Genomic DNA, 21,158 nt, shown 5'->3' with positions numbered 1-21,158 from the left:
GCCTCATACCTGCCAGCATGCTCCTGGTCAGCCACGATCGGCAGAGCTAACGAAGCACTACTAGGCCGTGTCTTTCGGATCATCCTGGGCCCGCGCCGAGGCCCGGCGGCGGTGCTCAGAGGCTCTGCTGCCGGAACCACTCCATCGTCTCGGCGAAGCGGACGAGCCCGTCACCGCGCAGGGCCTCCAGCGGAACGTTCGGCCGTCTCCGCGGCAACTCGGCGTCGGGGACGTCCAGCACCACGCCGGGGATGCTCCGGAGCCGGTCGCGGAGTTCGGCCAGGAGCCCGAGCCGGGTGAAAGGCTCCCGCCGGGCAAGGTGCTCGAAGACGACCTCCACGGTTCCCGAGCGCGGGTAGACGGTCACCGGCCGGAGGCAGCCCTGCGGTCCCGTGCCCTCCCGAAGGACGGGCGCACAACTGGTCTCCGCGGCGGCGCCGTACTGGAGCCGGCCGCCCTCTGCTTCCCACTTGCTCAGCCATGCCAGCAACTGGTCCGCGAGGTGCGGCTGATGGGCATGCAGCAGCGCGGCGAAATTCTCCGCCCGGTCGGCAGGGGGCTCGGGACGACGTGCCGCCGAGTCCTCCGCGCGCTCTTCCGGGGCGTCGAGCCCGGCGAGGCCGGCGAGCTCGGACGTGCGCAGCCGCTGCTCGGGGCCGGCCACCGTGCCGTTGAAGCGGACGCCCTCCCGCTCCAGCGCCTCCTGCTGCGATTCCGTACGGCCGTCCAGCCAGGCGAATCCGGGAGAGGACGTGCCGTCGGCCGTCAGCACCCGGTGCGCGTTCGGCACATCCGCGTGCTTGGCCAGGTAGCTGCCGACGGTCTGGGCGGAACCCGCTCCGGTGACCGTGGCGAGATCCTTGTACGTCGTCCACTTACCGGCCGGAACGGCTGCCAGCACCTTCCGCAGCCGCTGCCACTCCGACCGCTCACCGGACCGGGGGTCGTCACCGGCCAGCGGCCCCGGCCAGATCCGCACCGCCCGGTCGGCGAGGCGCGCGGACCGGTCCAGGATCTCCCGCCGCCCCCAGCGGCCCGCTGCGGCGATCTCCCGGTTCATGCGCAGCGCGCTCTGGTCGAGGATCTGCTGCTTGCGCTCGTACGGGTGGTTGGACAGCCGCCCGTTCTCGCCGGTGAGCGTCAGGTTGCCCAGGGTGTGCACCAACGCCTCGTGCAGTTCCTCGGCCCGCTCTCCCTCTTCCGCGTCCTCGGCCAGCATGTCGAGCCACTCCCGCCCCGGGCGCTGCGGCAGGACGTGCTCGACCGTCGCCCAGGCGCGGGAGAAGTCGACGGGCTCCGGCGCCGCGTAGTCCTCCTCCAGCCGGCGCAGCACGTAGGCGCGGTGGCGGCTGCTGCCCTGCCAGTAGAAAGGCTGCGTACGGATCGCCTCGCGCACTTCCTCGTCCCGCGGCCACCCCCGCCGCTGCCCGGACAGCTGGCGCCGCATCGCCTCGTGCAGCGGCCGGTCCCGCTCAAGAGCCGACGGCACGGCGGCCAGCACCTGCCGGACGCTGTGCGAGGGCTCGCGGCAGATCATGCGCCGGACCAGGAAACTCTCCACGTAGCTCAGCGCCTCGACGGCCTCCGGTGTTTCCGCCGCGCCCCGGTCCACCTGGTCCAGCACGTGGAGCGCGGGCGGATAGTGCGCCTCGCCTCCCCACAGGGCGAGTCGCTTGAGGACCGCGCCGAGTTCCGCGCGCGGTTCCCGGTCCGGTTCGAAGACCCGCAGGAGGAGGTGGCCGAGGCGGCGCAGCCGGGTGAGGTCCTCCCGCAGCCCTTCCTCGCCCGCCGCGGCCACGATCCGGCCCATCCGGCGCCGCTGCCCTTCGTAGACCTCGCTGCCGGTCAGCCGGGACTGGCCGTGCAGCACCAGGTCGAGCCAGGCGAGCGTGGTCAGCCGCTCCGGGCCGAGTTCGGTCTGCAACGGCAGCCACACCTTGTCGTACACCTGCTCGCCGAGGGTCGGCAGCTGCATGAACACGTAGTTGCGCAGCAGGTCGGCCTGGCTGAGCGACTTGCCGGTGTTGTTGAGCGATTCGAAGATCCGGAAGGCGTTGTCCTGCGGCCCGGCCGTGATCGTCACCAGCGTCAGCCGGTGGCGCAGCGCCTGGTCGATGTGGCGTACCGTCTCCCACTCGCCGGCCGGGTCGTACTCGGTGAGCGCGGCCCGGAAGAACCGGTAGGCGGCTCCGATGCTGTCCTCGCCGCCCGCGGTGGGATCACCGTTCACGCAGGCGAGGTACGACGGCCGGTCGGCCTGGGTCGGCAGCAGCCGGTAGGCGTCGAGCCCGGTGCAGTCCTCCTCGTTGACCAGGTACCGGCGGTGGACGAGGTCGGCCTTGCCGGTGTCGAAGGTCCGTACGTGGTCGCGGATCGCGCAGGCCAGCAGCATCAGCGTCGTCAGCCGCTGCTGGCCGTCGATGACGACCCACCGCTGGACCGTGTCCGGCAGGGGAGCGCGGGGATCGAGCACCAGCGAGCCGAGGAAGTGCCCGGTCGGCGCGTCATCGCCGGCGACGGTCTGCTGTAACAGGTCGTCCCACAGCCGCTGGTGGTCCTTGGCGTCCCAGCTGTACGTGCGTTGGTAGAGCGGTATCTGGAACTGGTTGTCCCCCTGGATCAGCCGCTCGAACGTCGTTTCCCGCGCTTCCATCGATCCCTCGCCCCGGTCGCCGACCACAATGATCTCTTTGAGCTTTCAAGAGGATCACCCTAGCCAGCCCGCGCCCGGGGCGAGGCGTTTTCGGACGGGCCGGCACCGCTCAACGGTGCCTGAACTCCGCCGCCCGCTTCTCCACGAACGCCGTCATGCCCTCCTTCTGGTCTTCGGTGGCGAACACCGCGTGGAACAGGCGGCGTTCGAAGCGGACGCCCTCGGTGAGGGTGGTTTCGAAGGCGCGGTTGACCGCCTCCTTGGCCATCATCGCGACCGGTGCGGACATCGCCGCCACTTGTCCGGCCACGGCGCGGGCCTCGGTCAGCAGGTCGGCGGCGGGGACCACCCGGGAGACCAGGCCGGCGCGTTCGGCCTCCGCCGCGTCCATCGTGCGGCCGGTCAGGCACAGTTCCATCGCCTTGGCCTTGCCGATGGCGCGGGTCAGCCGCTGGGAGCCGCCGATGCCGGGGATGACGCCCAGTTTGATCTCCGGCTGGCCGAAGACGGCGGTGTCCGCGGCGAGCAGGATGTCGCAGAGCATGGCCAGCTCGCAGCCGCCGCCCAGCGCGTGCCCGGCCACCGCCGCGACGGTCGGCGTGCGCAGCGCGCCCAGCCGGTCCCAGGCGGTGAACCAGTCGCTGAGGTACATGTCCATGTACGACCGCGGGCGCATCTCCTTGATGTCGGCCCCGGCCGCGAACGCCTTCGGCGACCCGGTGATGACGATGCAGCCGATGTCCGGGTCCCGGTCCAGCTCCGCGGTCGCCGCCACCACCTCGTTCATCACCTGGAGGTTGAGGGCGTTGAGCGCCTTGGGGCGGTTGAGGGTGAGCAGCGCGGTCCGGCCGGTGCGCTCCAGGAGGATCGTCTCGTACGGCTGCGTACGGTCGTCCGCGCGCTGGGTGGTGTCGGTCATGCGGTCGTCCCGTTCTGCTCGGTCGTCCGGGGTGCCGGTGCGTCGGTGGACGGTGCGTGCGGTGCGCCGCCGGACCGCTTCCTGATCGTACGGACGATGCCGGAGAAGTCCTCCGCGGCGCCCTCTCCCTCGGCGAACGCCGCGTACAACTCGGCTGCTCGGAGGCCGAGTTCGGCGTGCACGCCGTGCGACCGGACCGCGTTGGCGGCGAGGCCGAGGTCTTTCGCCATCAGCGGCGCCGCGAAGCCGGGCCGGTAGTCGCGGTCGGCCGGGCTGCCCGGCACCGGGCCGGGCACCGGGCAGTTGACGCTCAGCGCCCAGCACTGCCCGCTCGCGGTGGACGCCACGTCGTACAGCGCCTGGTGGGACAGGCCCAGGCTCTCCCCGAGGACGAACGCCTCGCTGACCCCGATCATCGAGATGCCGAGGATCATGTTGTTGCAGATCTTCGCGGCCTGTCCGGCGCCCGCCGCGCCGCAGTGCACCGCCTTGCTCCCCATCGCCGCGAGCAGCGGCTCGGCCCGCGCGAACTCGGCCGCGCCGCCGCCCGCCATGAACGTCAGCGTGCCCGCCCCGGCGCCCACCACGCCGCCCGAGACCGGCGCGTCCAGGGCCTGGTGACCGGCGCGTACGGCGGCCTCGTGGGCGGCCCGCGCGTCGGCCACGTCGATGGTCGAGCAGTCGAGGAACAGGGTGCCGGGGCGGGCCGCCGCGAGCAGCCCGCCGTCCTCGTAGAGGGCCAGGACGTGCCGTCCGGCGGGCAGCATGGTGATCACCACGTCCGCGTCCGCCACGGCCGCGGTCGCCGAACCGGCGGGCTCGACACCGGTCCCGGCCGCCGCCGCCAGCGCCTCCGGCGCGAGGTCGAAGCCGGTCACCCGGTACCCGGCCGCCACCAGGTTGGCCGCCATCGGCCCGCCCATGTTCCCGAGCCCGACGAACCCGACCGTGGCGGCTCCGCCGTCCCCGTCCCGTATCTCCGCGCTCACCAGGGCACCTCCTGTGTACCGGCACCGTCGGCGAGCCCCAGTTCGCGGTCGCCGAGCGGTGCGAAGAACCGGGCCACGTCCTCGTCCGCGACCTCGGCGAGGGTGGCGGGGGACCAGCGCGGCGCGCGGTCCTTGTCGATGACCTGGGCGCGGATGCCCTCGACCAGGTCGGGCGTGGCCAGCGCCGCGCACGAGACGCGGTACTCCTGGTCCAGCACCCGCTCCAGCGGCCCTAGCTCACGGGCCCGGCGCAGCGCGGCCAGGGTCACCTTCAGCGCGGTGGGGGACTTGGCGAGGATCGTCTCGGCGGCCTCCTTGGCCTCCGGGACCCCGCTGCCGAGCAGCCGGTCCACGATCTCCTCGACGGTGCCGGCCGCGTAGCAGCGGTCGATCCATTCCCGGCGCGCGGCCAGCTCGCCTTCGGGCGCCTGCTGTACGTACCGCGGCAGTACGTCCGGCACCGGATCGGCGGCGAGGTCCGCCATCAGCCGCGCCACCTGCCCGGACGGCACGTAGTGGTCGGCGAGCCCGCACAGCAGGGCGTCCCCGGCCCCCACCGCCGTCCCGGTCAGCGCCAGATGGGTGCCCAGCTCGCCGGGCGCGAGCGCCAGCAGGTAGGTACCGCCGACGTCCGGCACGAAGCCGATGCCGGTCTCGGGCATGGCCACCTTGGACCGCTCGGTGACGATCCGTACGCTGCCGTGCGCCGAGACGCCGACGCCGCCGCCCATCACGATGCCGTCCATCACGGCGACGTACGGTTTGGAGCAGCGCGCGATGCGGGCGTTGAGCCGGTACTCGTCCCGCCAGAACGCGGCGGACGCCGTGCCGCCGGTCCGGGCGTCCTCGTGGATGGCGCGGATGTCGCCGCCCGCGCACAGCCCCCGCTCGCCCGCGCCGCTGAGCACCACGGTCCCGACCGCCGGATCGGCTTCCCAGGCGGCCAGCGCCGCGCCGATCCGGCGCACCATGGCGTGGTCGAGGGCGTTGACCGCCTTCGGCCGGTTGAGCGTGAGGTAGGCCGCCCGGCCCGCGGTCCGCAGCAGCACGGAGTCGTCGGGCGCGGGCGCGTCGGGTACGCGGCCGGCGCGTACGGGACCGCCGGTCATCGGGCGGCTCCCGGTCCGGCCCCGGGGCGGGTGCCGCCGCCGGTTCCCGCCCCGGTCAGCCCACGGGCCACGATCAAGCGCATGATCTCGTTCGTCCCTTCCAGGATCTGATGGACCCGAAGATCGCGGACGATCTTCTCCATGCCGTATTCACTCAGGTAGCCATAGCCCCCGTGCAGTTGCAGCGCGCGGTCGGCGACGGTGTAGCCCGTGTCGGTGGCGAACCGTTTGGCCATCGCGCACAGCTGCGGCGCCTGCGGATCGCCCCGGTCCAGCGCCTCGGCGGCCTGCCGCACCAGCGCACGGGCGGCGGCCAGCTCCGTCGCCATGTCGGCGAGGCGGAACTGGAGCGCCTGCGCGTCCAGCAGCCGCCCGCCGAACGCCTCCCGGTCCGCGAGGTACACCTGGGCCGCGTGCAGGGCGCTCTGGCCGCCGCCGAGGGAGCACGCGGCGATGCCGAGCCGGCCGCCGTTGAGGCCGCTCATCGCGATCCGGAAGCCGTCGCCCTCCGCGCCGAGCCGCCGGTCCGCGGGGATGCGCACCCCGTCCAGGATCACCTGCCGGGTGGGCTGCGCGTTCCAGCCCATCTTCTTCTCGTCGGCGCCGAACGACAGCCCCGGATCGTCCCGCTCGACCACGAACGCCGAGATGCCGCCGGGCCCTTCCCCGCCGGTACGGGCCATCACCACGTACACCTTTGAGGCCCCGGCACCGGAGATGAACTGCTTGACGCCGGTCAGTACGTAGGCGTCGCCGTCGCGCACCGCGCGGGTGCGCAGCGCCGCCGCGTCGGACCCGGCACCCGGCTCGGTGAGGCAGTAGCTGCCCAGGTCCGCCATCGAGCACAGGCCGGGCAGCCGGCGGGCGCGCTGCGCGTCGTCCCCGTACCGGTCGATCATCCAGGCGACCATGTTGTGGATGGAGAGGTAGCCCGCGATGGACGGGCAGGCGGTGGCCAGCGCTTCGAGGACCAGCACGCCGTCCGCGCGGCTGAGCGCGGAGCCGCCGTGCTCTTCTCGTACGTAGATGCCGCCGAGCCCCAGGGCGGCGGCCTTGCGCAGCACGTCCACGGGGAAGTGCTTGTCCTGGTCCCAGGCCACGGCATGCGGGGCGATGTGCTCCTGCGCGAAGTCCAGCGTCGTCTCGACGATGGCGAGCTGGTCCGCGGTGAGCGAGGTCGGCGAGGCGGTCGTGGTGGCGGTGGTCATGACGCTCATCAGGCTCAGCCCATCGTCGGGAGGGTGAAGCTCGCGCCCTCCTTGGCCCCGGAGGGCCAGCGCGAGGTGACGGTCTTGGTGCGGGTGCAGAAGCGGATCGCGTCCGGCCCGTGCTGGTTCAGGTCGCCGAAGCCGGACCGCTTCCAGCCGCCGAAGGTGTGGTACGCGACGGGCACCGGGATCGGCACGTTCACGCCGACCATGCCGGTGTGCACCCGGCGGCTGAAGTCCCGCGCGGTGTCCCCGTCGCGGGTGAAGACCGACACGCCGTTGCCGTACGGGTGCTCCGTGGGCAGCCGCAGCGCCTCCTCGTAGTCCGCCGCCCGTACCACCGACAGCACCGGGCCGAAGATCTCCTCCTGGTAGATCCGCATGTCCGGGGTGACCCGGTCGAAGAGCGAGGCGCCCGCGAAGAAGCCGTCCTCGTGGCCCGGCAGGGTGAAGCCCCGCCCGTCCACGACCAGTTCCGCGCCCTCCGTGACACCGAGGTCCACATACGCCCGGACCCGGTCCAGCGCGTCCCGGCCCACCAGTGGCCCGAAGTCGGCGTGCGGGTCGTCGCTGCGGCCGATGCGCAGCGCGCCGATCCGCTCGCGGAGCCGCGCCACCAGCGCGTCGGCCGTCTCCTCGCCCACCGGTACGGCGACCGAGACCGCCATGCAGCGCTCGCCCGCCGACCCGTACCCGGCGCCCACCAGCGCGTCCACCGCCTGGTCGAGGTCGGCGTCCGGCATCACGACCAGGTGGTTCTTGGCGCCGCCGAAGCACTGGGCGCGCTTGCCGTGGGCGGCGGCGGTCGCGTAGATGTGCGCGGCGACCGGTGTCGAGCCGACGAAGCCGAGCGCTTCGACGCGCGGGTCCTCCAGCAGCGTGTCCACCGACTCCCTGCCGCCGTGCACGACGTTGAGGACGCCCGGCGGCAGCCCCGCCTCCAGGAACAGTTCGGCGAGCCGCAGCGGCACGGACGGCGCCCGTTCGGACGGCTTCAGTACGAACGCGTTGCCGCAGGCGATGGCCGGGGCGGCCTGCCACAGCGGGATCATCGCGGGGAAGTTGAACGGGGTGATCCCGGCCATCACACCGACCGGTCGGCGCAGCGAGTGCACGTCCACACCGGTCCCGGCGTTGTCCGTGAACTCGCCCTTGAGCAGGTGCGGGATGCCGGCGGCGAACTCCACCACCTCCAGGCCGCGCTGGAGGTCGCCGTGCGCGTCCGCGACCGTCTTGCCGTGCTCGCCGGACAGCAGCCGCGCCAGCGACTCCCGCTCGCCCTCGACCAGGCGCAGGAAGTTCAGCAGCACCCGGGCGCGCCGCTGCGGGTTCCACTCGCCCCACTCCGGCTGGGCCGCCGCCGCGTCGGCGACCGCGGCCGTGGTCTCGGCGCGGTCCGCGAGCGGTACCCGGGCCTGCACGGTGCCGGTGTTGGGGTCGTACACGTCGCCGTAAGCACCCGATGTTCCCGGTGTGTGCTTGCCGCCGATGAAATGGGTCAGTTCACGGACCATGGGGCCTGCTCTCGTCAGGTGAGATCCGGGGATGGCACGGCCGGGCGCGCGTACGGCGCAACGGGCGCGGTACGCGGCGGGGCCGTGGGAACGCGAAGCGCGGGGGACCGTCAGCCGGCGGGCGGTGCCGCGGGCCGGGCCGGATCACCTGGGCCGGGGGTACGCACCGGTGCCATGCGTGTCTGCTCCATCCTCGTGGACAACACGGAACAACACCCGCGGCCGGTATCCTGGCTTCCGGATCACCGCGCGCCGCCCGCCTTCCCGACCTCGTTCGCGTCAGTGGCGTGTAGCTCGGCGTCGCACTCCCCGGTCACAGTGGCGGGACCACGCCGGATTCGCACCGGCTTCCCTGCACCGCGGGCCTTGGTCACGAACATATAGTCGGACGTCCTAGTAAGTCCAGGGGGCCGAAGATCCCCTGGCTGCCCGACGGCGGCACCGCGCTCCACGCCCGCGACCGCGCCGGGTGCGGGGACGAGCGCCGGCGGAAAGTGAGTACGGGTCCCCGACGGCGTTGAGTACGTGCACCGATGCCGCGCCGCGCCGCCGAAGTCAGGCTGGCGGTCATGAGCGCACCCGCACCTTCACCCGCCCCCGCCGACCTGCCGCAGCGTGACCCCTTCGCGCCCTCCACGACGGCGCTGCGGGTGTTCGCCGGGCTCGGCCTCCTGCTGCTCGCCGCCGCGTACTTCCTCTTCGTGATCATCGTTCTGAACCAGGCGTACAGCGGCGACGGCGCGAGCGGGCCGCTGCTGCCCGCCGCGCGGACGGCGCTGGCACTCTCCCCGGTCCCGGGGCTGATCGCCCTGTGCGTCCCGGCGGCGGGCCTGGGATACCGGGCACGGTGCAGCACCGTGTGGCTCCAGTACGCGCTGCTCGCCGCGGGCCCGGTACTGGCGGCCGTCGACTTCTCGTGAGGGCGGACGGCTTCCTACGGGAGCGCCGCCACGGCCCGCGCGGCCGGCACCAGGCCGACCGCGCGGGCCGTCCGCCACGGATCACTCCGGCACCAGCACGACCTTGAGCGCCGAATACGGGGTCCCGGGCGCCGCGGCGAGCGCCGCGAACGCCGCCTCGTGCTGCTCCAGCGGGAAGCGGTGGGTCACCAGCCGCTCCAGCGGCAGCCACCGGGCCAGCTCTATCGCCCGGGGGAACAGCCGGCTGTTGTAGTCCCCGGCCCCGATGATCTGCAACCCGCGCTGGAGGATCTCCAGCGGGCGCACGGTGGCCGACGCGTTGCTGTTGTAGCCCATGATCACGACACGGCCGCGGACCGCCGCGTACGCCAGGCACTGCTCCAGCAGGCTGCCGACGGTGTCGATGACCACGTCGCCCTGCCCCGCGAGGGCCGGGGCGTCCGGCGTGTGGACGGTGACCCGGCCGCCGAAGTCCCTGGCGAACACCTCGCGGCACAGCTCCTGCCGGTACGGGTCCGGCTCGGTCAGCAGCACCCGGGCGCCGTGGTGCTGGGCCGCCATCGCGCACACCACACCGACCGGCCCGCCGCCGGCGACGACCACGGTCTCCCCGGCCCGCACCCGGCCCGCTTCGATGTTGTTGAGCGCGCAGGCCAGCGGTTCCACGACCACCGCGCGGTCGAAGTGCATGTCCTCGGGGAGGGTGTGGAGGAACCGCTCGGGCAGCCGGATGTACTCGGCGAACGCGCCGTCCAGGTCGAGCCCGACCTCCGTACCCGCCTTGTTGACGCAGAAGTCCCAGTGCCCGCGCAGACAGGACGGGCAACCGCCGCAGTACAGCGTCGGGTTGATGACGACCCGGTCGCCCGGCTTGTGCGCGGTGACCGCGGACCCCACCTCCTCGACGGTGCCGACCGCCTCGTGGCCCATCACCACACCCGGCTCGGCGGGGAACTTGCCCACCAGCACGCTGCGGTCGGTGCCGCAGATGCCGGTCTGCGCGACCCGCACCACGACGTCGGTGGGCGCGGTGGCCGCCGGCTTCGGGTGGTCGGCCAGCGACACCGTCCGCGCCTCGGTCAGGACCAGGGCCTTCATCGCATACCTCCGGAGGTCGTCGGGGCGGCGCCCGGGATGTTCCACCGGATGGCGCCGAGCAGTTCCTTGTGCAGCTGCGGGGTGGCGGCCGCGACGCACGACTTCTGGTTCATCGGGTCCAGGTCGAGCAGCGCGGTGGTCCCCAGGTCGTCGCCGTAGGCGTCGGTGATGGTGACCCCGCTGCGCTTGGCGAGGTACACCGCGGCGGCGATGTCGTACGGGAACAGGTGCAGGATCGAGCCGCGCCCGGCCGCCAGGAAGGCCGCCTCGGTCCCCGGGTGGTCGCGCAGCACCCGGTTGCCGATGTCCACGTACGCGTCGAGCTGGCCGGTGATGATGCGGGAGATCGAGAACGTGGCGCTGTTGAACACGAAGACGCCGCCGGTGTTGGCGGACCGGTCCACCAGGTGCGCGTACGCCGCCGCCATCAGGTGCATGGGATGGCCGTTGAACTCGACCGACCAGAACATCTTCGCCGGGTCGGTGGTCCGGCTCAGCCGCGGCAGCGCGTGCGGGAACCCGCCGTACGACAGCCCCTCGTCGTCGTCCCCGTGGATCCACGCACCCGACTTGATCTCCAGCAGGTGCGCCGCGGTCACGTCGTCCAGCGTCGGCGCGGCCTTCGTCAGCGGCGCCGCAGCGATCGACACCATGCCCATCTCCAGACCGGCCGAGGTGGGCCGGGTCCCGTCGATGGGGTCCACGACCAGCACGTACCGCGGATCGGGCGCCAGCTCGACCAGCGAGCCGTCCTCGGTGTAGACCGCGAGCGGCACCGGTGCGTGCTCGCGCAGGTACGCGAGGACGGCCCGCTCGGCGACCTCGTCCACGTCGAACTGGGCGTCGCCGCCGGGGGAGTCGCCGTGCACCTGCCGGGCCGGGCCCCGGCCGGCGTACGTCATCAGCTCGGCCCGTACGTGCCGGCCCAGGCCCGTCAGCAGTTCTTTCATCGTGGTCATGAGGACAGCTCCGCGCGGAAGAGGCTCTCCAGGCGGTCGCACAGCAGCTCGGCCTGGTCGAGGGTGAGGATCAGCGGCGGCCGGATCTTGAGGACGTTGCCGTAGCCGTAGCGGGAGGTGCGCAGGATCAGACCGTGCTGCCCGGCCGCGCCCGCCAGATGGTTGGTCAGCTTGACGGCGGGCTTGCCGTCGGGGTGCGCGATCTCGAAACCGATCATGAGCCCGACTCCGCGTACGTCGACGATGGCCGGGTAACGGGTCCGCATGTCCGCGAGCCGGCCGAGGATGTAGTTGCCGGTGGCCCGTACGTTCGCCAGGAACGCGGGCTGCCGGACGATGTCGAGGGTGACGTTGGCCGCCGAGGCGGCCAGCAGGTTGGCGCCGTAGGTGAAGGAGTGGTGGTTGGCCGGCAGGCCCGCCAGCCGCTCGTTGGTCAGGATCGCCGCCACCTGCGCGCCGGAGCCGCCCAGGCCCTTGGCGGTGGTGATGGCGTCCGGCTCCACGTCGAAGTGCTGCGCCGCGAACATCTGGCCCGTCCGGCCGATGCCGGTCTGGATCTCGTCGAAGATCAGCACGATGTCGTGCTCGTCGCAGAAGGCCCGCAGCTTCTGGAAGTAGCCGTCCGGCGGGACGATGTTGCCGCCGTTGCCGGAGATCGGCTCGACGATGACGGCGGCGACCTGGCCGGTGCTGGCGTACTCCAGGAAGTCCTCGATGCGGTCCACGCACATCATTCCGCAACTGCTCTTCTGCTGCCCGTAGAAGCAGCGGAAGCAGTACGGGTCCGGCACCTGGAGGGTGCGCGGGAACAGCGAGGGGAACGGCTCCTTGCGGAACGCGTTGCCCGACATCGAGGTCATCATCATGGTCTGCCCGAGATGGCTGCGGAACAGGGAGATCACCTCGGAGCGGCCCGTGGCGTACTGCGCCATCTTGATGGCTCCCTCATTGGCGGTGGAGCCGCCGGAGACCTTCGGGTGGACCCGGGTCAGGTTCTCGGGGGAGACCTCCACGAGCCGGCGCACCAGCCCGTTGACCGGGTCGCTCTGCACCGACGAGGTCAGATGGGCGAAGACGTCCAGCTGCTCCTTCATCGCCTCGATCACGGCGGGGTGGGAGTAGCCGAGGCTCAGGTTGAAGGTGGCGGAAGCGCAGTCGAGGTATTCGTTGCCGTCCTCGTCGTAGAGGAAGACGCCCTCGCCGCGCACCATCTTCTGGGCGCTGACCGGGTAATAGAGCAGATCGCGAACGTTCGTGGCGTCCATGAACGGTTCTCCTCGCAGAAGACATGCTGGTGCCGGGACGGCTGGGAGGGAGGCACGGGCACGCCGACCGGGCCCGCGGTGCGCGGGCCGCCGTTCGGCCGTGGTGTCCTGACCGGTGTCCCGATTCCCCGGCCGGTGCGGCTCGGGGGCCGGGGCTTCCCGGCCGGGCGCTTCAACGTTTGACGACACCGACCCTAACAGCGTGGGTGTTCGTTTGGCTTGATCGACCGTGAATCGGCTGGAATCCATCAGGGCGGTGTGTGGACCACATTGTTGCGGGTGTCGAGAGGGCTCATCTGACCAGCAATGATGGGGAGTTGTCCGGGCGGCCGGACCGGCGGACGGACGTTGGCGCAGTTCCGTCGTCGGGAGTGGAAGGGCCTTCGACAAGATTCGAAGACGCGACATACGGAACAGAGTGCCGTCCGTTTCAACGTCTTACGCAAATTTCAAACACCGTTGGTGCGCCTTTGGGCAGTGGCTGTCTTGGCGCGGTACGGCGGGGGCGGGGTGCTGGGTGCGCTGTAGAGGTGTACGGGGCGTTGGGTGGGCTGTGGCGGCGTACGGGGCTGTGGTGCCACGCCTCGCTGCGTCGGGTCGCGACACGGCAAGGCGCCGGGCCGGGGGTGTCAGGTCCCCCGGCCCGGCGCCGGTACGAGGGGGCACGCGGCCGAGCGGTGTCGGTGCGGAGCGGGTGGTGTCAGTCCAGGGCGGGGCGCAACTCCGCCAGCGACGTGAACAGATGGCCCCGCATGCCGAGGCTCTCGGCCGCCCGGACGTTGGCGTCCCGGTCGTCCACGAACAGAATGCGCTCGGGCGGCAGGCCGAAGGCCGTACTGCACCATGTGTACGCACCGGGCTCCGGCTTGGCGTGGCCGATACGGCAGGAGAAGGCCAGAACCGAGAAGCGCTTCAGCCACGCGTGGTGCTCCTCGTAATGCGCCGCCAATTCCGCCGGGATGTTCGACAGGAGACCGATGGTGGTGCCGCGGTCCGCCAAACCGCCGAGGTATTCCACCATTTCCTCGTCGACCCGGCTCCAGCTCGCCACGTCCGCGGCGATCAGTTCCGCGATCCGCGCCTCGTCGAAATGCGTCCCGAGCGCTTCGGCGACCGTCCGCCAGTATTGCGCGCCGTTCTGGTCACCCCGGTCATAAGGCTGCCGCAGGGCCCAGTACCTTTCCCAGAAGGCGTCGGCGGGGACTTCGGCCGTGCGCTCCAGCCGGGTGCAGGCGGCCGGGGACTGCTGCCGGGCGATCACGCCGAACATGTCGAAGAGCACCGCGGTCATGCCATCACCCCTCGAAGGATTCCGCTTCCGCCCGCACCCCGCCCGGCCGGTGCGAGCGAACGCCCGTACTCACACAACGTGCGTGTGAGTACACACTCGGCATGGGTGGTTGTCAACCGCCGAGGCCCTGACAGACTCCGCAGGCCAGCGGGCGGAAGGGCCGCAACTCGCACCCGGTGTGTTGTTGTGCTACATCAGCGACATGAATGTCTCCGAACGCCACCGGTTCATCCTGGCCCTGCTGACCGAGCGCAACCGGGCCTCCGTGGCCGAACTCGCCCGTTCCACCAAGACGTCGGAGATGACCATCCGCCGGGACCTGGAGCTGCTGGAGTCCCGGGGCGCCCTGCGCCGGGTGCACGGCGGCGCGGTGACCGCGCTGCTCAGCGGCGTGGAACCGCCGTACGCGGTACGGGCCATGGTCGGCAGCGAGGCCAAGGCGAAACTGGCCGACGTGGTGGTGCGGATGCTGAACGACGGGGAGACCGTCGCCCTGGACACCGGCACCACCGCCGTGGCCATCGCGCACGCCATGGCGGGCCGCCGGCTGACCGTCACACCGCTGTCCCTGCACGCGACGATGCCGCTCGCCGAGCACGAGGGCATCCGCCTGCTGCTCCCCGGCGGCCAGGTCCGGCCGGGCGAGCTGTCCTTCTACGGGGAGACCGCCCTGCGCACCTTCGAGGACCTGCGCTACGACACCTTCATCCTCGGGTGCTGCGGCGTGGACGCGGCCAGCGGCGCCACCGCCTACAGCCTGGACGACGTGCACGTGAAGCGGGTGGCCGCGCGGGCGGCGCGGCGCATCATCCTGGTGGCGACCGCGGAGAAGCTGGGGCGGGTGGCGCTCGGCCGCATCTGTTCGGTCGAACAGCTCGACGTGGTGGTGACCGACGCGGCCCAGGGCACACCGGTGGTCGAGGAGATGCGCGCCGCGGGTGTGAACATCGTCCACGTGTGAGGCCCGCCCCTTCCCAGGAGGCGTCCTGCCCATCGTTCAGCGCCCGCACCGGACGTGACGAAAAGCCGCCCCAAGCCCTGACGAACACTCAACCTGTGCGTTATGGTCACCCGTGATGAGTGAATCGACTGGCTCCACCACTGGGTCGCCGCTGTCGCGGCGCTTGCGCACAGCGCGGGGCTGTACGTTCGTGGCCTTCGCGCTCAACGGATTCGTGATGGGGATGTGGATCGTGCACATCCCCGCCATCGAGCACCAGGTCGGCATCACCCATGCCGTGCTGGGCTGGCTGCTGCTCTTCCTGGGCGGCGGCGCCTTCGCGGGCATGCAGGTCTGCGGGGCGCTGGTCGACCGGTTCGGCAGCCGTACCATCGTCCTCGCCGGTGGCGCGCTGTGCAGTGCCACGGTGGTGCTGCCGGGCCTGGCGGACTCGCCCTGGACCCTCGCCGCGGCCCTGCTGGCCCTCGGCTTCGGCAACGGCTGCCTGGACGTCAGCATGAACACCCAGGCTGTTCAGGTCGAGCGGGGTTACGGCCGTCCGGTGATGTCGGCCTTCCACGCGGTGTACTCGGTCGGCGGTGTTCTCGCCTCGCTCATCGGCGCGCGCACCATCAGCTGGGACTGGCGGCCGTCCGTCACCCTCGCCGCCGTGGCAGTGGCCGGCGTGCTGGTCACGCTCGCCCTGGTGCCCGGCATGCTGCCCCCGGAAAGCTCATCACCTGCGGCGGAAGGGCCCCGGACCGCCGATTCCACCGCGTCCGCGGCCAAGGTGCCGCCCGCCAGGCGCCGTACCCCGTCCCAGGTCTGGGCGCTGGGCGCACTCGCCCTGATGCTCATGCTGTGCGAGGGCGTGGCGAACGACTGGAGTGTGCTCCACCTCAAGGACGTGCTGGACGCGCCCGCCGCGACGGCCGCCCTGGCGTACGGCGGTTTCTCCACCGCCATGACGGTGGGCCGCTTCGTCACCGACCGTGTGGTGGCACGTTTCGGCCGGGTGTCCGTGGTGCGGTACGGCGCGGGCCTCGCGGCCCTCGGCCTCGCGGTCGCCTCGCTGTCCCCGTGGGCGCCCCTGGCCCTCCTGGGCTGGACCGTCTTCGGCATCGGCCTGTCCGGCTGCATTCCGCAGTTCTTCACCGCGGCCGGCAATATGGACCCGGAATCGTCCGGGGCGAACGTCTCCAAAGTGGCCGGCCTCGGATACATCGGAATGCTGGCGGGCCCCGCCGTCATCGGCCCGCTCACCCACCTGGTCCCCCTGAACATCACCTTCTTCCTCCCCGTGGCGTTCTGCGTGGCCGCGGCCTTCGCCGCCGGAATCCTGCGCCCCGTCCGCAGGGGAAAAGCCGCTCCCGAACCCGCACCGGCCGAAGCGTGAACCGGCCCCAGGCGTGGGCCGGAAGCACCACGAGCCTCGCCGACTACGTGGACGAACGGCGAATCCACCCCCACGCCCGGGCCGCCACCAAGGACTCCCTACTCGAATTCCTGGTCCACGGCCTGCACGCCGCGGGCACCGTCTCCGACCCGCGCGCCTTCACCTGCGCGGTACGTGTCCGCATGACCCAGGGCGCCAACGGCTTCCATGGCATCGCCCTGCTGACCGCCCGCAGCCGCACGGTCAACGCCCCGGCTGCCGCCTTCGCGCGGGTTTCACAGGAACTCGACTGGCGCGGCGCCGACGACCACCCGGTCCGCGACGTGTTCCTCCTCGCCGCCCCGCACCACCTCAAGGACCCCGGCTGCGTACAGGCGTACTCCGTCCTCGCCCGCCACACCGCCCACCCCGGCTTCCGGCGCATGCTGACGGAGGCCCGTACGACCGACGACCTGTACGACTTGTTCCGACTGATCCGCTGACCCGGCGGTCCGGCTGCGTCAGCGCGGCCGAAGCTTTGGCCCCTGCGCTAGTCTCCCATGCCCAACAAGTACTTTCCCGGCGCCCGTTGGGAATGACGGTGATAGTCGCAAGCCGGCTCCACGCGACCGACCGGAACGGAATTCATCGTGACCGAACTGTGGAATACCGACGCCCCCAGAGTGATCACACTTCCCTCGGGGCGGCGGATTCGCGGACGCGGACTCAGGTACGGCCTTCCGGAAGGACAGACCCCGACATTGGCCGTGCACCTGATCGGCCATCAGCCGGACGCCACCCCATGGGAGTCCCTGTGGGTTTCCTGGCGGGATTTCTGGCTCCCCGCCGACCCCGTGGACGCAATGCGCACACTCCGCACCGCATATGAACGCGCTGCCGGCGAACGTGTGGAGGTCTGTTGCGGGGGCGGCGTCGGACGGACCGGCACGGCTCTCTCCGTAATGTGCGTCTTCGAGGGCATGAACCCCAAGGAGGCCGTCACATGGGTGCGGCGGAACTACCACTCCCGCGCGGTCGAAGTGCCATGGCAACGCCGTTTCATCCGCCAGGCGTTGACCGCCGGGAAGTGAACCGGGATCAGCATTCGCCTATGGCGCCCGGGTTGCCGTACCTCCGCCTACGGCAACCCGAAGGCCCCTTTCCACGGCCGCGGCACCGACGACCAATCGGCGGCAGCACGTACTCGGCTCTTTCAGAAGGCGGGGCGGCGGCCTCGGACGGGGCTGACCTCCTCCAGGCGCTCCGCGAGGTCGAGGAGGAGTGCCTCGGCCCACCATCGGCTGACCAACTGGACGCCGAGAGGCAGGCCGTCATCCGTGGCCCCGAAGGGGAGCGCGACGGCGGGCAGGCCGGTCAGGTTGAACGGTACGGTCGCGCGCATCACCGCGCGTGCCGGCAGGGAGACACCGTCCACGTCGAGACGGCTGCGGCCATGAGGCAGCGCGGGAAAGGGCGTCACGGGGCACAGCAGGACGTCGTGGTCGGCGAACCATGCGGCAAAACGTGTACGCAGTTGCGCCACCTCGTGTTCGGCGGCGACATAGTCGGCCGGCGGAACATCGGCGGACTCCAGCGTGGCCGCGATGACCGGGTGCACCTCCGTCTCACGGCCCGAGGTGACGGCGCGCAGGGCGGGCCGTACCTCTGCGGGAAAGAGCGTCGCCGAGAGCAGCGTGCAGTCCCGCTCGGCGAGCCATGGCAGCTCGCTCTCCCGGACGTCGTGCCCGAGTTCGGTCAGCGCCGTGGCCGCCGCGGCGACCGTAGCGGCGACCTGTCGATCGACCGCGCCGAACGCCGCGGTGGTCCAGCCGATGCGCAGCCGGTCCCCGCCGCGGGTGCGGCCCGCGGCGGGCAGCGCCACGGCGTAGGGGTCGCTGCCGTCGGGCCCTTCCATGAGGGAGAGTGCCAAGCGCAGGTCGCGCACGCTGCGGGCCATGGGGCCGGCGTGCCACCAGCGGCGCGGCACGGCGGGGAAGTGGCCGGTCATCGGCACCCTGCCGTGGGTGGGTTTGATCGAGGCGATCCCGGTGTCGGCGGCGGGTCCGCGCACGGAGATGGCGACGTCGCTCCCGATACCGAGCGGCGAGAGCCCGCTCGCGATGGCCGCCGACTCACCGCCGCTGGAGCCCCCGGGAGTGCGCTGCGGATCGTAGGGGTTCAGGGACCTGCCGGTCAGGCGGTTGTCCGTCTCGGTCCAGTAGGACATCTCCGGCAGGTTCGTCTTGGCCAGCAGGATGCCGCCGGCCTGCCGAAGGCGGGCCACCGGGGTGGCATCGCTATCGGGCACCCGGTCGGCGAAGAGCCTCGACCCCCAGGTGGTGGGGGTCCCCGCGGTGTCGAAGGAGTCCTTGACCGTGAAGGGGACTCCGCTGAGCGGGCCGTCGGCCGGTCGCGCTGCGGCGTGCAGCGCCTGCTCACCGAGCACGGTCACGAAGGCGTTCACCCGGTCTCCCACCGCCTCGATCCGGTCGAGGTGGGCGGACACCACCTCGACGGCGCTCACCGTGCCCGCTGAGATCAGACTCGCGAGGCCGACTGCGTCGTGCCATACGAGATCGCTCGGCTCCATCGGCTCCAGGACCCCTTCCTTCACAACAAACTCTCCGAGCCTGTCTGTTCAATTCACCCAATGGGCCGTGATTGTCCCGCTACCTTGTGCCCGGGGTCAGAGTAGGTCCCCGGGCCTGCTCGGGTGGCAGGAGCCCTCACCGAGGCGCCGGAGAGGGGATGCCAGTCCTGTTGGGACGAGGCCGCCAGATACGGGACGAAAACCCGTGTCAATCGCGCTCTTTCGCTGTGCCGGCCCGGGGGGTTGTGGTGCCGGTGAGGGACCACATGGCCAGGAGGTCGAGTGCTTGTCTGGACGACGAGCCGGGTTCCGCGGTGTAGACGAAGAGGGTGGTGTCGGGGTCTCCCGGCAGGGTCAGCGTCTCGTACTCCACTGTCAGTTCACCCACCAGTGCATGGTGGAGGCGTTTGGAACCGTGGGTGCGCTGATGGACCCGGTGCTTTTCCCACCAGTGGTCGAATTCCGTGCTCTTTCCGCGCAGCTCGGCGATGAGATCGTTCGTGGCCTGGCCGTCCGCGTCCCGTCCCACCTCCAGGCGCAGGCTTTCCACGGCGGCCCGTGCCTGGTCCTCCCAGTCGACGAACAAGGACCGGGGTTCCTCGCCGAGGAACATCCAGCGTGCGTAGTTGCGGTGTCGGACGGGCATCCGGTCGAAGTCGGTGAACAGTGCCTTGGCCATCCGGGTGGCCGCCAGGACGTCGCTGCGGCGGCCGAGAACCAGGACCGGTTCGCCGTCGAACGCGTCGATGAGTCGGTGAAGACCGGGGCGGAGCCTTTGCACGCCCCGGCTGTGGCGCCGTGATGGCGCGGCCGTCACTCCGACGAGGCTGTGAAGGTACGTGCGTCCCGCCTCATCGAGGCCCAGGGCGCGGCTGAGCGCGTCCACGACACCGGGCGACGGGGTGATCGGACGTCCTTGTTCGAGCCGGGCGTAGTAGTCGGTCGACACACCCGCCAGGCGGGCGACCTCTTCACGGCGCAGGCCCGGAACACGCCGCGTACGGGTGTCCGGCGGCAGACCGGCCTGCTCGGGATCCACTTGACTGCGCGCCTTGCGCAGAAAGTTCCCCAGCTCACGGTTGTTGTTGGCCATGCCACGCAGTATCGCGGGTGTGGATGTTTCCCGCGTGGGTCTGCGAGTCCTAGGCTGCCGGGTCCGCTGTTGCGCAGGGCCTGCTAGGGGCGTCTGCGGGGGCTGGTGGCAGGCCATGCTGGATGTACGTCCTGCGGAGGAGCGACAGAGGACGGATTGCGGCATGCGCACGGCACCAAGGGGCGCCCATGGCGTTCCTCGGACGGACGGCCGACGAGCGGGCTTACGGTCGGCGCTCCTTTGCACCCTGTCGCCATTACGTCATGCCCGGCCACTGATTTTCCCCGAGCAGGTTGCCGCCTGCTCCGGATGTCTCTTCACGGAAAAGGAACTTCTCATGAGCAAGGGCAAGATTCTCCTCGTCATGTCGGCCGCCGACGTCTGGGAACGCACCGACGGATCGCAGTACCCGACGGGTTACTGGGCGGAGGAGCTGGCTGCTCCGCACGAGAAGTTCGTGGAGGCCGGTTACACGGTCGACTTCGCTTCCCCGGGTGGGGTGCTGCAGCCGCTGGACGAGCACAGCGCCGACCCGGCGGTCGCGGGGGAGGAGTGCGGCCGCTACGTGGCACACGCCCGGAAGGCACTGGAGGAGTTCGGCCCGCTGCTGAAGCTCGACGAGGTCGGCATGGACGACTACGTCGCGGTGGTGCTGCCCGGCGGCCACGGCCCGGTCGTCGACCTCTTCCAGGACGCCGACCTGGGCCGTCTGCTGGCCGAGGCGGACAAGGCCGGGAAGCTCATCGGCGCGGTCTGCCACGGTCCGGCCGCGCTGCTCAGCGCCGAGGACGAGGACGGCGACTGGCTCTTCGCCGGCCGCAGGATGACGGCGTTCACCGATGAGGAGGAGCAGCTGTTCGGCACCGCCGAGGGAGCTCCGTGGCTGCTCGCTTCCCGTCTGCGGGAGCTGGGCGCGGACCACATCGGAGGGGCGGCGTACCAGCAGCACAACATCACCGACGGCAACCTCTTCACCGGCCAGAACCCCGCCTCCAGTGCCAGGCTGGCCGAAGACATGATCGCCGCGCTGGGCTGACGCACCCGCGTATCCGCCCAGGGCACCCAGGGAAGACCCAGAGGTGCCGCCGCGCCCCCTCCAGACCCGCGTCCGCAGGTCGGGAAGGGCGCGGCGGCATTCGCTCGTCAGATGTCCCGGAAAAGATTTGGCGGTGCTGTGACCTGCCACGATCCATCTCCCTAAGTGACTGACCTGCGCAGATCGTCTTTCGGCTGTT

At 71.4% G+C, this 21,158-nt stretch carries 18 protein-coding genes and 1 riboswitch; of the genes, 6 read left to right on the top strand and 12 right to left on the bottom strand.

Annotated features, from left to right (window positions below):
- Positions 1-115: 115 nt before the first annotated feature.
- The 6 genes from ACH4FX_RS34590 to ACH4FX_RS34565 all read right to left on the bottom strand — a co-directional run bounded on the left by ACH4FX_RS34590 (position 116) and on the right by ACH4FX_RS34565 (position 8,392).
- Positions 116-2,680, bottom strand: a complete 2,565-nt coding sequence (locus ACH4FX_RS34590; RefSeq protein ID WP_398485409.1) for a DUF262 domain-containing protein — start codon at positions 2,678-2,680, stop codon at positions 116-118.
- An 82-nt stretch (positions 2,681-2,762) separates the two neighbouring features.
- Positions 2,763-3,572 carry an enoyl-CoA hydratase gene (locus ACH4FX_RS34585; protein WP_398485408.1) on the bottom strand — a complete coding sequence of 270 codons (810 nt, stop codon included), beginning with the start codon at positions 3,570-3,572 and terminating at the stop codon, positions 2,763-2,765.
- Positions 3,569-4,561, bottom strand: coding sequence for a 3-hydroxyisobutyrate dehydrogenase (gene mmsB / locus ACH4FX_RS34580; protein WP_398485407.1), 993 nt, complete (start codon positions 4,559-4,561; stop codon positions 3,569-3,571). The genes ACH4FX_RS34585 and mmsB overlap by 4 nt, the downstream gene beginning before the upstream one ends.
- Positions 4,558-5,670, bottom strand: coding sequence for an enoyl-CoA hydratase/isomerase family protein (locus ACH4FX_RS34575; RefSeq protein ID WP_398485406.1), 1,113 nt, complete (start codon positions 5,668-5,670; stop codon positions 4,558-4,560). Before ACH4FX_RS34575 ends, mmsB begins: the two co-directional genes overlap by 4 nt.
- Positions 5,667-6,887, bottom strand: coding sequence for an acyl-CoA dehydrogenase family protein (locus ACH4FX_RS34570; protein WP_398485405.1), 1,221 nt, complete (start codon positions 6,885-6,887; stop codon positions 5,667-5,669). Before ACH4FX_RS34570 ends, ACH4FX_RS34575 begins: the two co-directional genes overlap by 4 nt.
- A 5-nt stretch (positions 6,888-6,892) precedes the next feature.
- On the bottom strand, positions 6,893-8,392 hold the full coding sequence (locus ACH4FX_RS34565) for a CoA-acylating methylmalonate-semialdehyde dehydrogenase (RefSeq protein WP_398485404.1): 1,500 nt from the start codon (positions 8,390-8,392) through the stop codon (positions 6,893-6,895).
- A 202-nt stretch (positions 8,393-8,594) separates the two neighbouring features.
- Positions 8,595-8,776: riboswitch (cobalamin riboswitch) on the bottom strand.
- A 185-nt stretch (positions 8,777-8,961) separates the two neighbouring features.
- Between ACH4FX_RS34565 and ACH4FX_RS34560 the strand changes: the two genes are divergently transcribed.
- Positions 8,962-9,312 carry a hypothetical protein gene (locus ACH4FX_RS34560; RefSeq protein WP_398485403.1) on the top strand — a complete coding sequence of 117 codons (351 nt, stop codon included), beginning with the start codon at positions 8,962-8,964 and terminating at the stop codon, positions 9,310-9,312.
- 81 nt (positions 9,313-9,393) lie between these two features.
- Here the strand turns inward: ACH4FX_RS34560 and ACH4FX_RS34555 are convergent, their stop codons facing one another.
- The 4 genes from ACH4FX_RS34555 to ACH4FX_RS34540 form a co-directional block, all read right to left on the bottom strand.
- The gene (locus ACH4FX_RS34555; protein ID WP_398485402.1) at positions 9,394-10,410 is read right to left on the bottom strand and encodes a zinc-binding dehydrogenase; all 1,017 of its coding nucleotides are present in this window, start codon (positions 10,408-10,410) and stop codon (positions 9,394-9,396) included.
- The gene (locus ACH4FX_RS34550; protein ID WP_398485401.1) at positions 10,407-11,369 is read right to left on the bottom strand and encodes an inositol monophosphatase family protein; all 963 of its coding nucleotides are present in this window, start codon (positions 11,367-11,369) and stop codon (positions 10,407-10,409) included. The genes ACH4FX_RS34555 and ACH4FX_RS34550 overlap by 4 nt, the downstream gene beginning before the upstream one ends.
- Entirely contained in the window at positions 11,366-12,634 is a 1,269-nt protein-coding gene (locus ACH4FX_RS34545; RefSeq protein ID WP_398485400.1) for an aspartate aminotransferase family protein, read from the bottom strand. Before ACH4FX_RS34545 ends, ACH4FX_RS34550 begins: the two co-directional genes overlap by 4 nt.
- Before the next feature lie 700 nt (positions 12,635-13,334).
- Positions 13,335-13,925 (bottom strand): HAD family hydrolase, encoded by a 591-nt coding sequence (locus tag ACH4FX_RS34540; protein WP_398485399.1) that lies wholly within the window; start codon positions 13,923-13,925, stop codon positions 13,335-13,337.
- 202 nt (positions 13,926-14,127) lie between these two features.
- Here ACH4FX_RS34540 and ACH4FX_RS34535 point away from each other — a divergent pair, with 202 nt between their 5' ends.
- From ACH4FX_RS34535 to ACH4FX_RS34520, 4 genes are all read left to right on the top strand, one after another.
- Positions 14,128-14,886, top strand: a complete 759-nt coding sequence (locus ACH4FX_RS34535) for a DeoR/GlpR family DNA-binding transcription regulator (RefSeq protein ID WP_398485398.1) — start codon at positions 14,128-14,130, stop codon at positions 14,884-14,886.
- Positions 14,887-15,001: 115 nt separating this feature from the next.
- Positions 15,002-16,261: an MFS transporter gene (locus ACH4FX_RS34530; protein WP_398485397.1), complete on the top strand. Its 1,260-nt coding sequence runs from the start codon at positions 15,002-15,004 to the stop codon at positions 16,259-16,261.
- On the top strand, positions 16,258-16,743 hold the full coding sequence (locus ACH4FX_RS34525) for a PTS sugar transporter subunit IIA (RefSeq protein ID WP_398485396.1): 486 nt from the start codon (positions 16,258-16,260) through the stop codon (positions 16,741-16,743). The genes ACH4FX_RS34530 and ACH4FX_RS34525 overlap by 4 nt, the downstream gene beginning before the upstream one ends.
- Before the next feature lie 147 nt (positions 16,744-16,890).
- Complete coding sequence (locus ACH4FX_RS34520; protein ID WP_398485395.1) at positions 16,891-17,331, top strand: protein-tyrosine phosphatase family protein; 441 nt, start codon at positions 16,891-16,893, stop codon at positions 17,329-17,331.
- Positions 17,332-17,453: 122 nt separating this feature from the next.
- On the opposite strand, the gene ACH4FX_RS34515 is transcribed toward ACH4FX_RS34520, so the two are convergent.
- Together ACH4FX_RS34515 and ACH4FX_RS34510 are read right to left on the bottom strand one after the other, a co-directional pair.
- Positions 17,454-18,854 (bottom strand): amidase, encoded by a 1,401-nt coding sequence (locus ACH4FX_RS34515; RefSeq protein WP_398485394.1) that lies wholly within the window; start codon positions 18,852-18,854, stop codon positions 17,454-17,456.
- A gap of 184 nt (positions 18,855-19,038) precedes the next feature.
- Positions 19,039-19,923: a helix-turn-helix transcriptional regulator gene (locus ACH4FX_RS34510; RefSeq protein WP_398485393.1), complete on the bottom strand. Its 885-nt coding sequence runs from the start codon at positions 19,921-19,923 to the stop codon at positions 19,039-19,041.
- A gap of 337 nt (positions 19,924-20,260) precedes the next feature.
- Here ACH4FX_RS34510 and ACH4FX_RS34505 point away from each other — a divergent pair, with 337 nt between their 5' ends.
- Positions 20,261-20,959, top strand: coding sequence for a type 1 glutamine amidotransferase domain-containing protein (locus ACH4FX_RS34505; protein WP_398485392.1), 699 nt, complete (start codon positions 20,261-20,263; stop codon positions 20,957-20,959).
- The last annotated feature ends 199 nt before the right edge of the window (positions 20,960-21,158 follow it).

This window comes from Streptomyces sp. NPDC018019 (assembly GCF_044327805.1).
Lineage (GTDB): Bacteria > Actinomycetota > Actinomycetes > Streptomycetales > Streptomycetaceae > Streptomyces.
Note: the sequence above shows the minus strand (reverse complement) of the source record. Positions and strands in the feature narration are given on the sequence as shown.

What these genes read in the sequence shown, in the direction of transcription:
- ACH4FX_RS34585 (WP_398485408.1), bottom strand. Translation starts at nt 3,572, where the DNA reads ATGACCGACACCACCCAGCGCGCGGACGACCGTACGCAGCCGTACGAG.
- ACH4FX_RS34575 (WP_398485406.1), bottom strand. Translation starts at nt 5,670, where the DNA reads ATGACCGGCGGTCCCGTACGCGCCGGCCGCGTACCCGACGCGCCCGCG.
- ACH4FX_RS34570 (WP_398485405.1), bottom strand. Translation starts at nt 6,887, where the DNA reads ATGAGCGTCATGACCACCGCCACCACGACCGCCTCGCCGACCTCGCTC.
- ACH4FX_RS34565 (WP_398485404.1), bottom strand. Translation starts at nt 8,392, where the DNA reads ATGGTCCGTGAACTGACCCATTTCATCGGCGGCAAGCACACACCGGGA.
- ACH4FX_RS34560 (WP_398485403.1), top strand. Translation starts at nt 8,962, where the DNA reads ATGAGCGCACCCGCACCTTCACCCGCCCCCGCCGACCTGCCGCAGCGT.
- ACH4FX_RS34555 (WP_398485402.1), bottom strand. Translation starts at nt 10,410, where the DNA reads ATGAAGGCCCTGGTCCTGACCGAGGCGCGGACGGTGTCGCTGGCCGAC.
- ACH4FX_RS34550 (WP_398485401.1), bottom strand. Translation starts at nt 11,369, where the DNA reads ATGACCACGATGAAAGAACTGCTGACGGGCCTGGGCCGGCACGTACGG.
- ACH4FX_RS34545 (WP_398485400.1), bottom strand. Translation starts at nt 12,634, where the DNA reads ATGGACGCCACGAACGTTCGCGATCTGCTCTATTACCCGGTCAGCGCC.
- ACH4FX_RS34540 (WP_398485399.1), bottom strand. Translation starts at nt 13,925, where the DNA reads ATGACCGCGGTGCTCTTCGACATGTTCGGCGTGATCGCCCGGCAGCAG.
- ACH4FX_RS34535 (WP_398485398.1), top strand. Translation starts at nt 14,128, where the DNA reads ATGAATGTCTCCGAACGCCACCGGTTCATCCTGGCCCTGCTGACCGAG.
- ACH4FX_RS34530 (WP_398485397.1), top strand. Translation starts at nt 15,002, where the DNA reads ATGAGTGAATCGACTGGCTCCACCACTGGGTCGCCGCTGTCGCGGCGC.
- ACH4FX_RS34510 (WP_398485393.1), bottom strand. Translation starts at nt 19,923, where the DNA reads ATGGCCAACAACAACCGTGAGCTGGGGAACTTTCTGCGCAAGGCGCGC.
- ACH4FX_RS34505 (WP_398485392.1), top strand. Translation starts at nt 20,261, where the DNA reads ATGAGCAAGGGCAAGATTCTCCTCGTCATGTCGGCCGCCGACGTCTGG.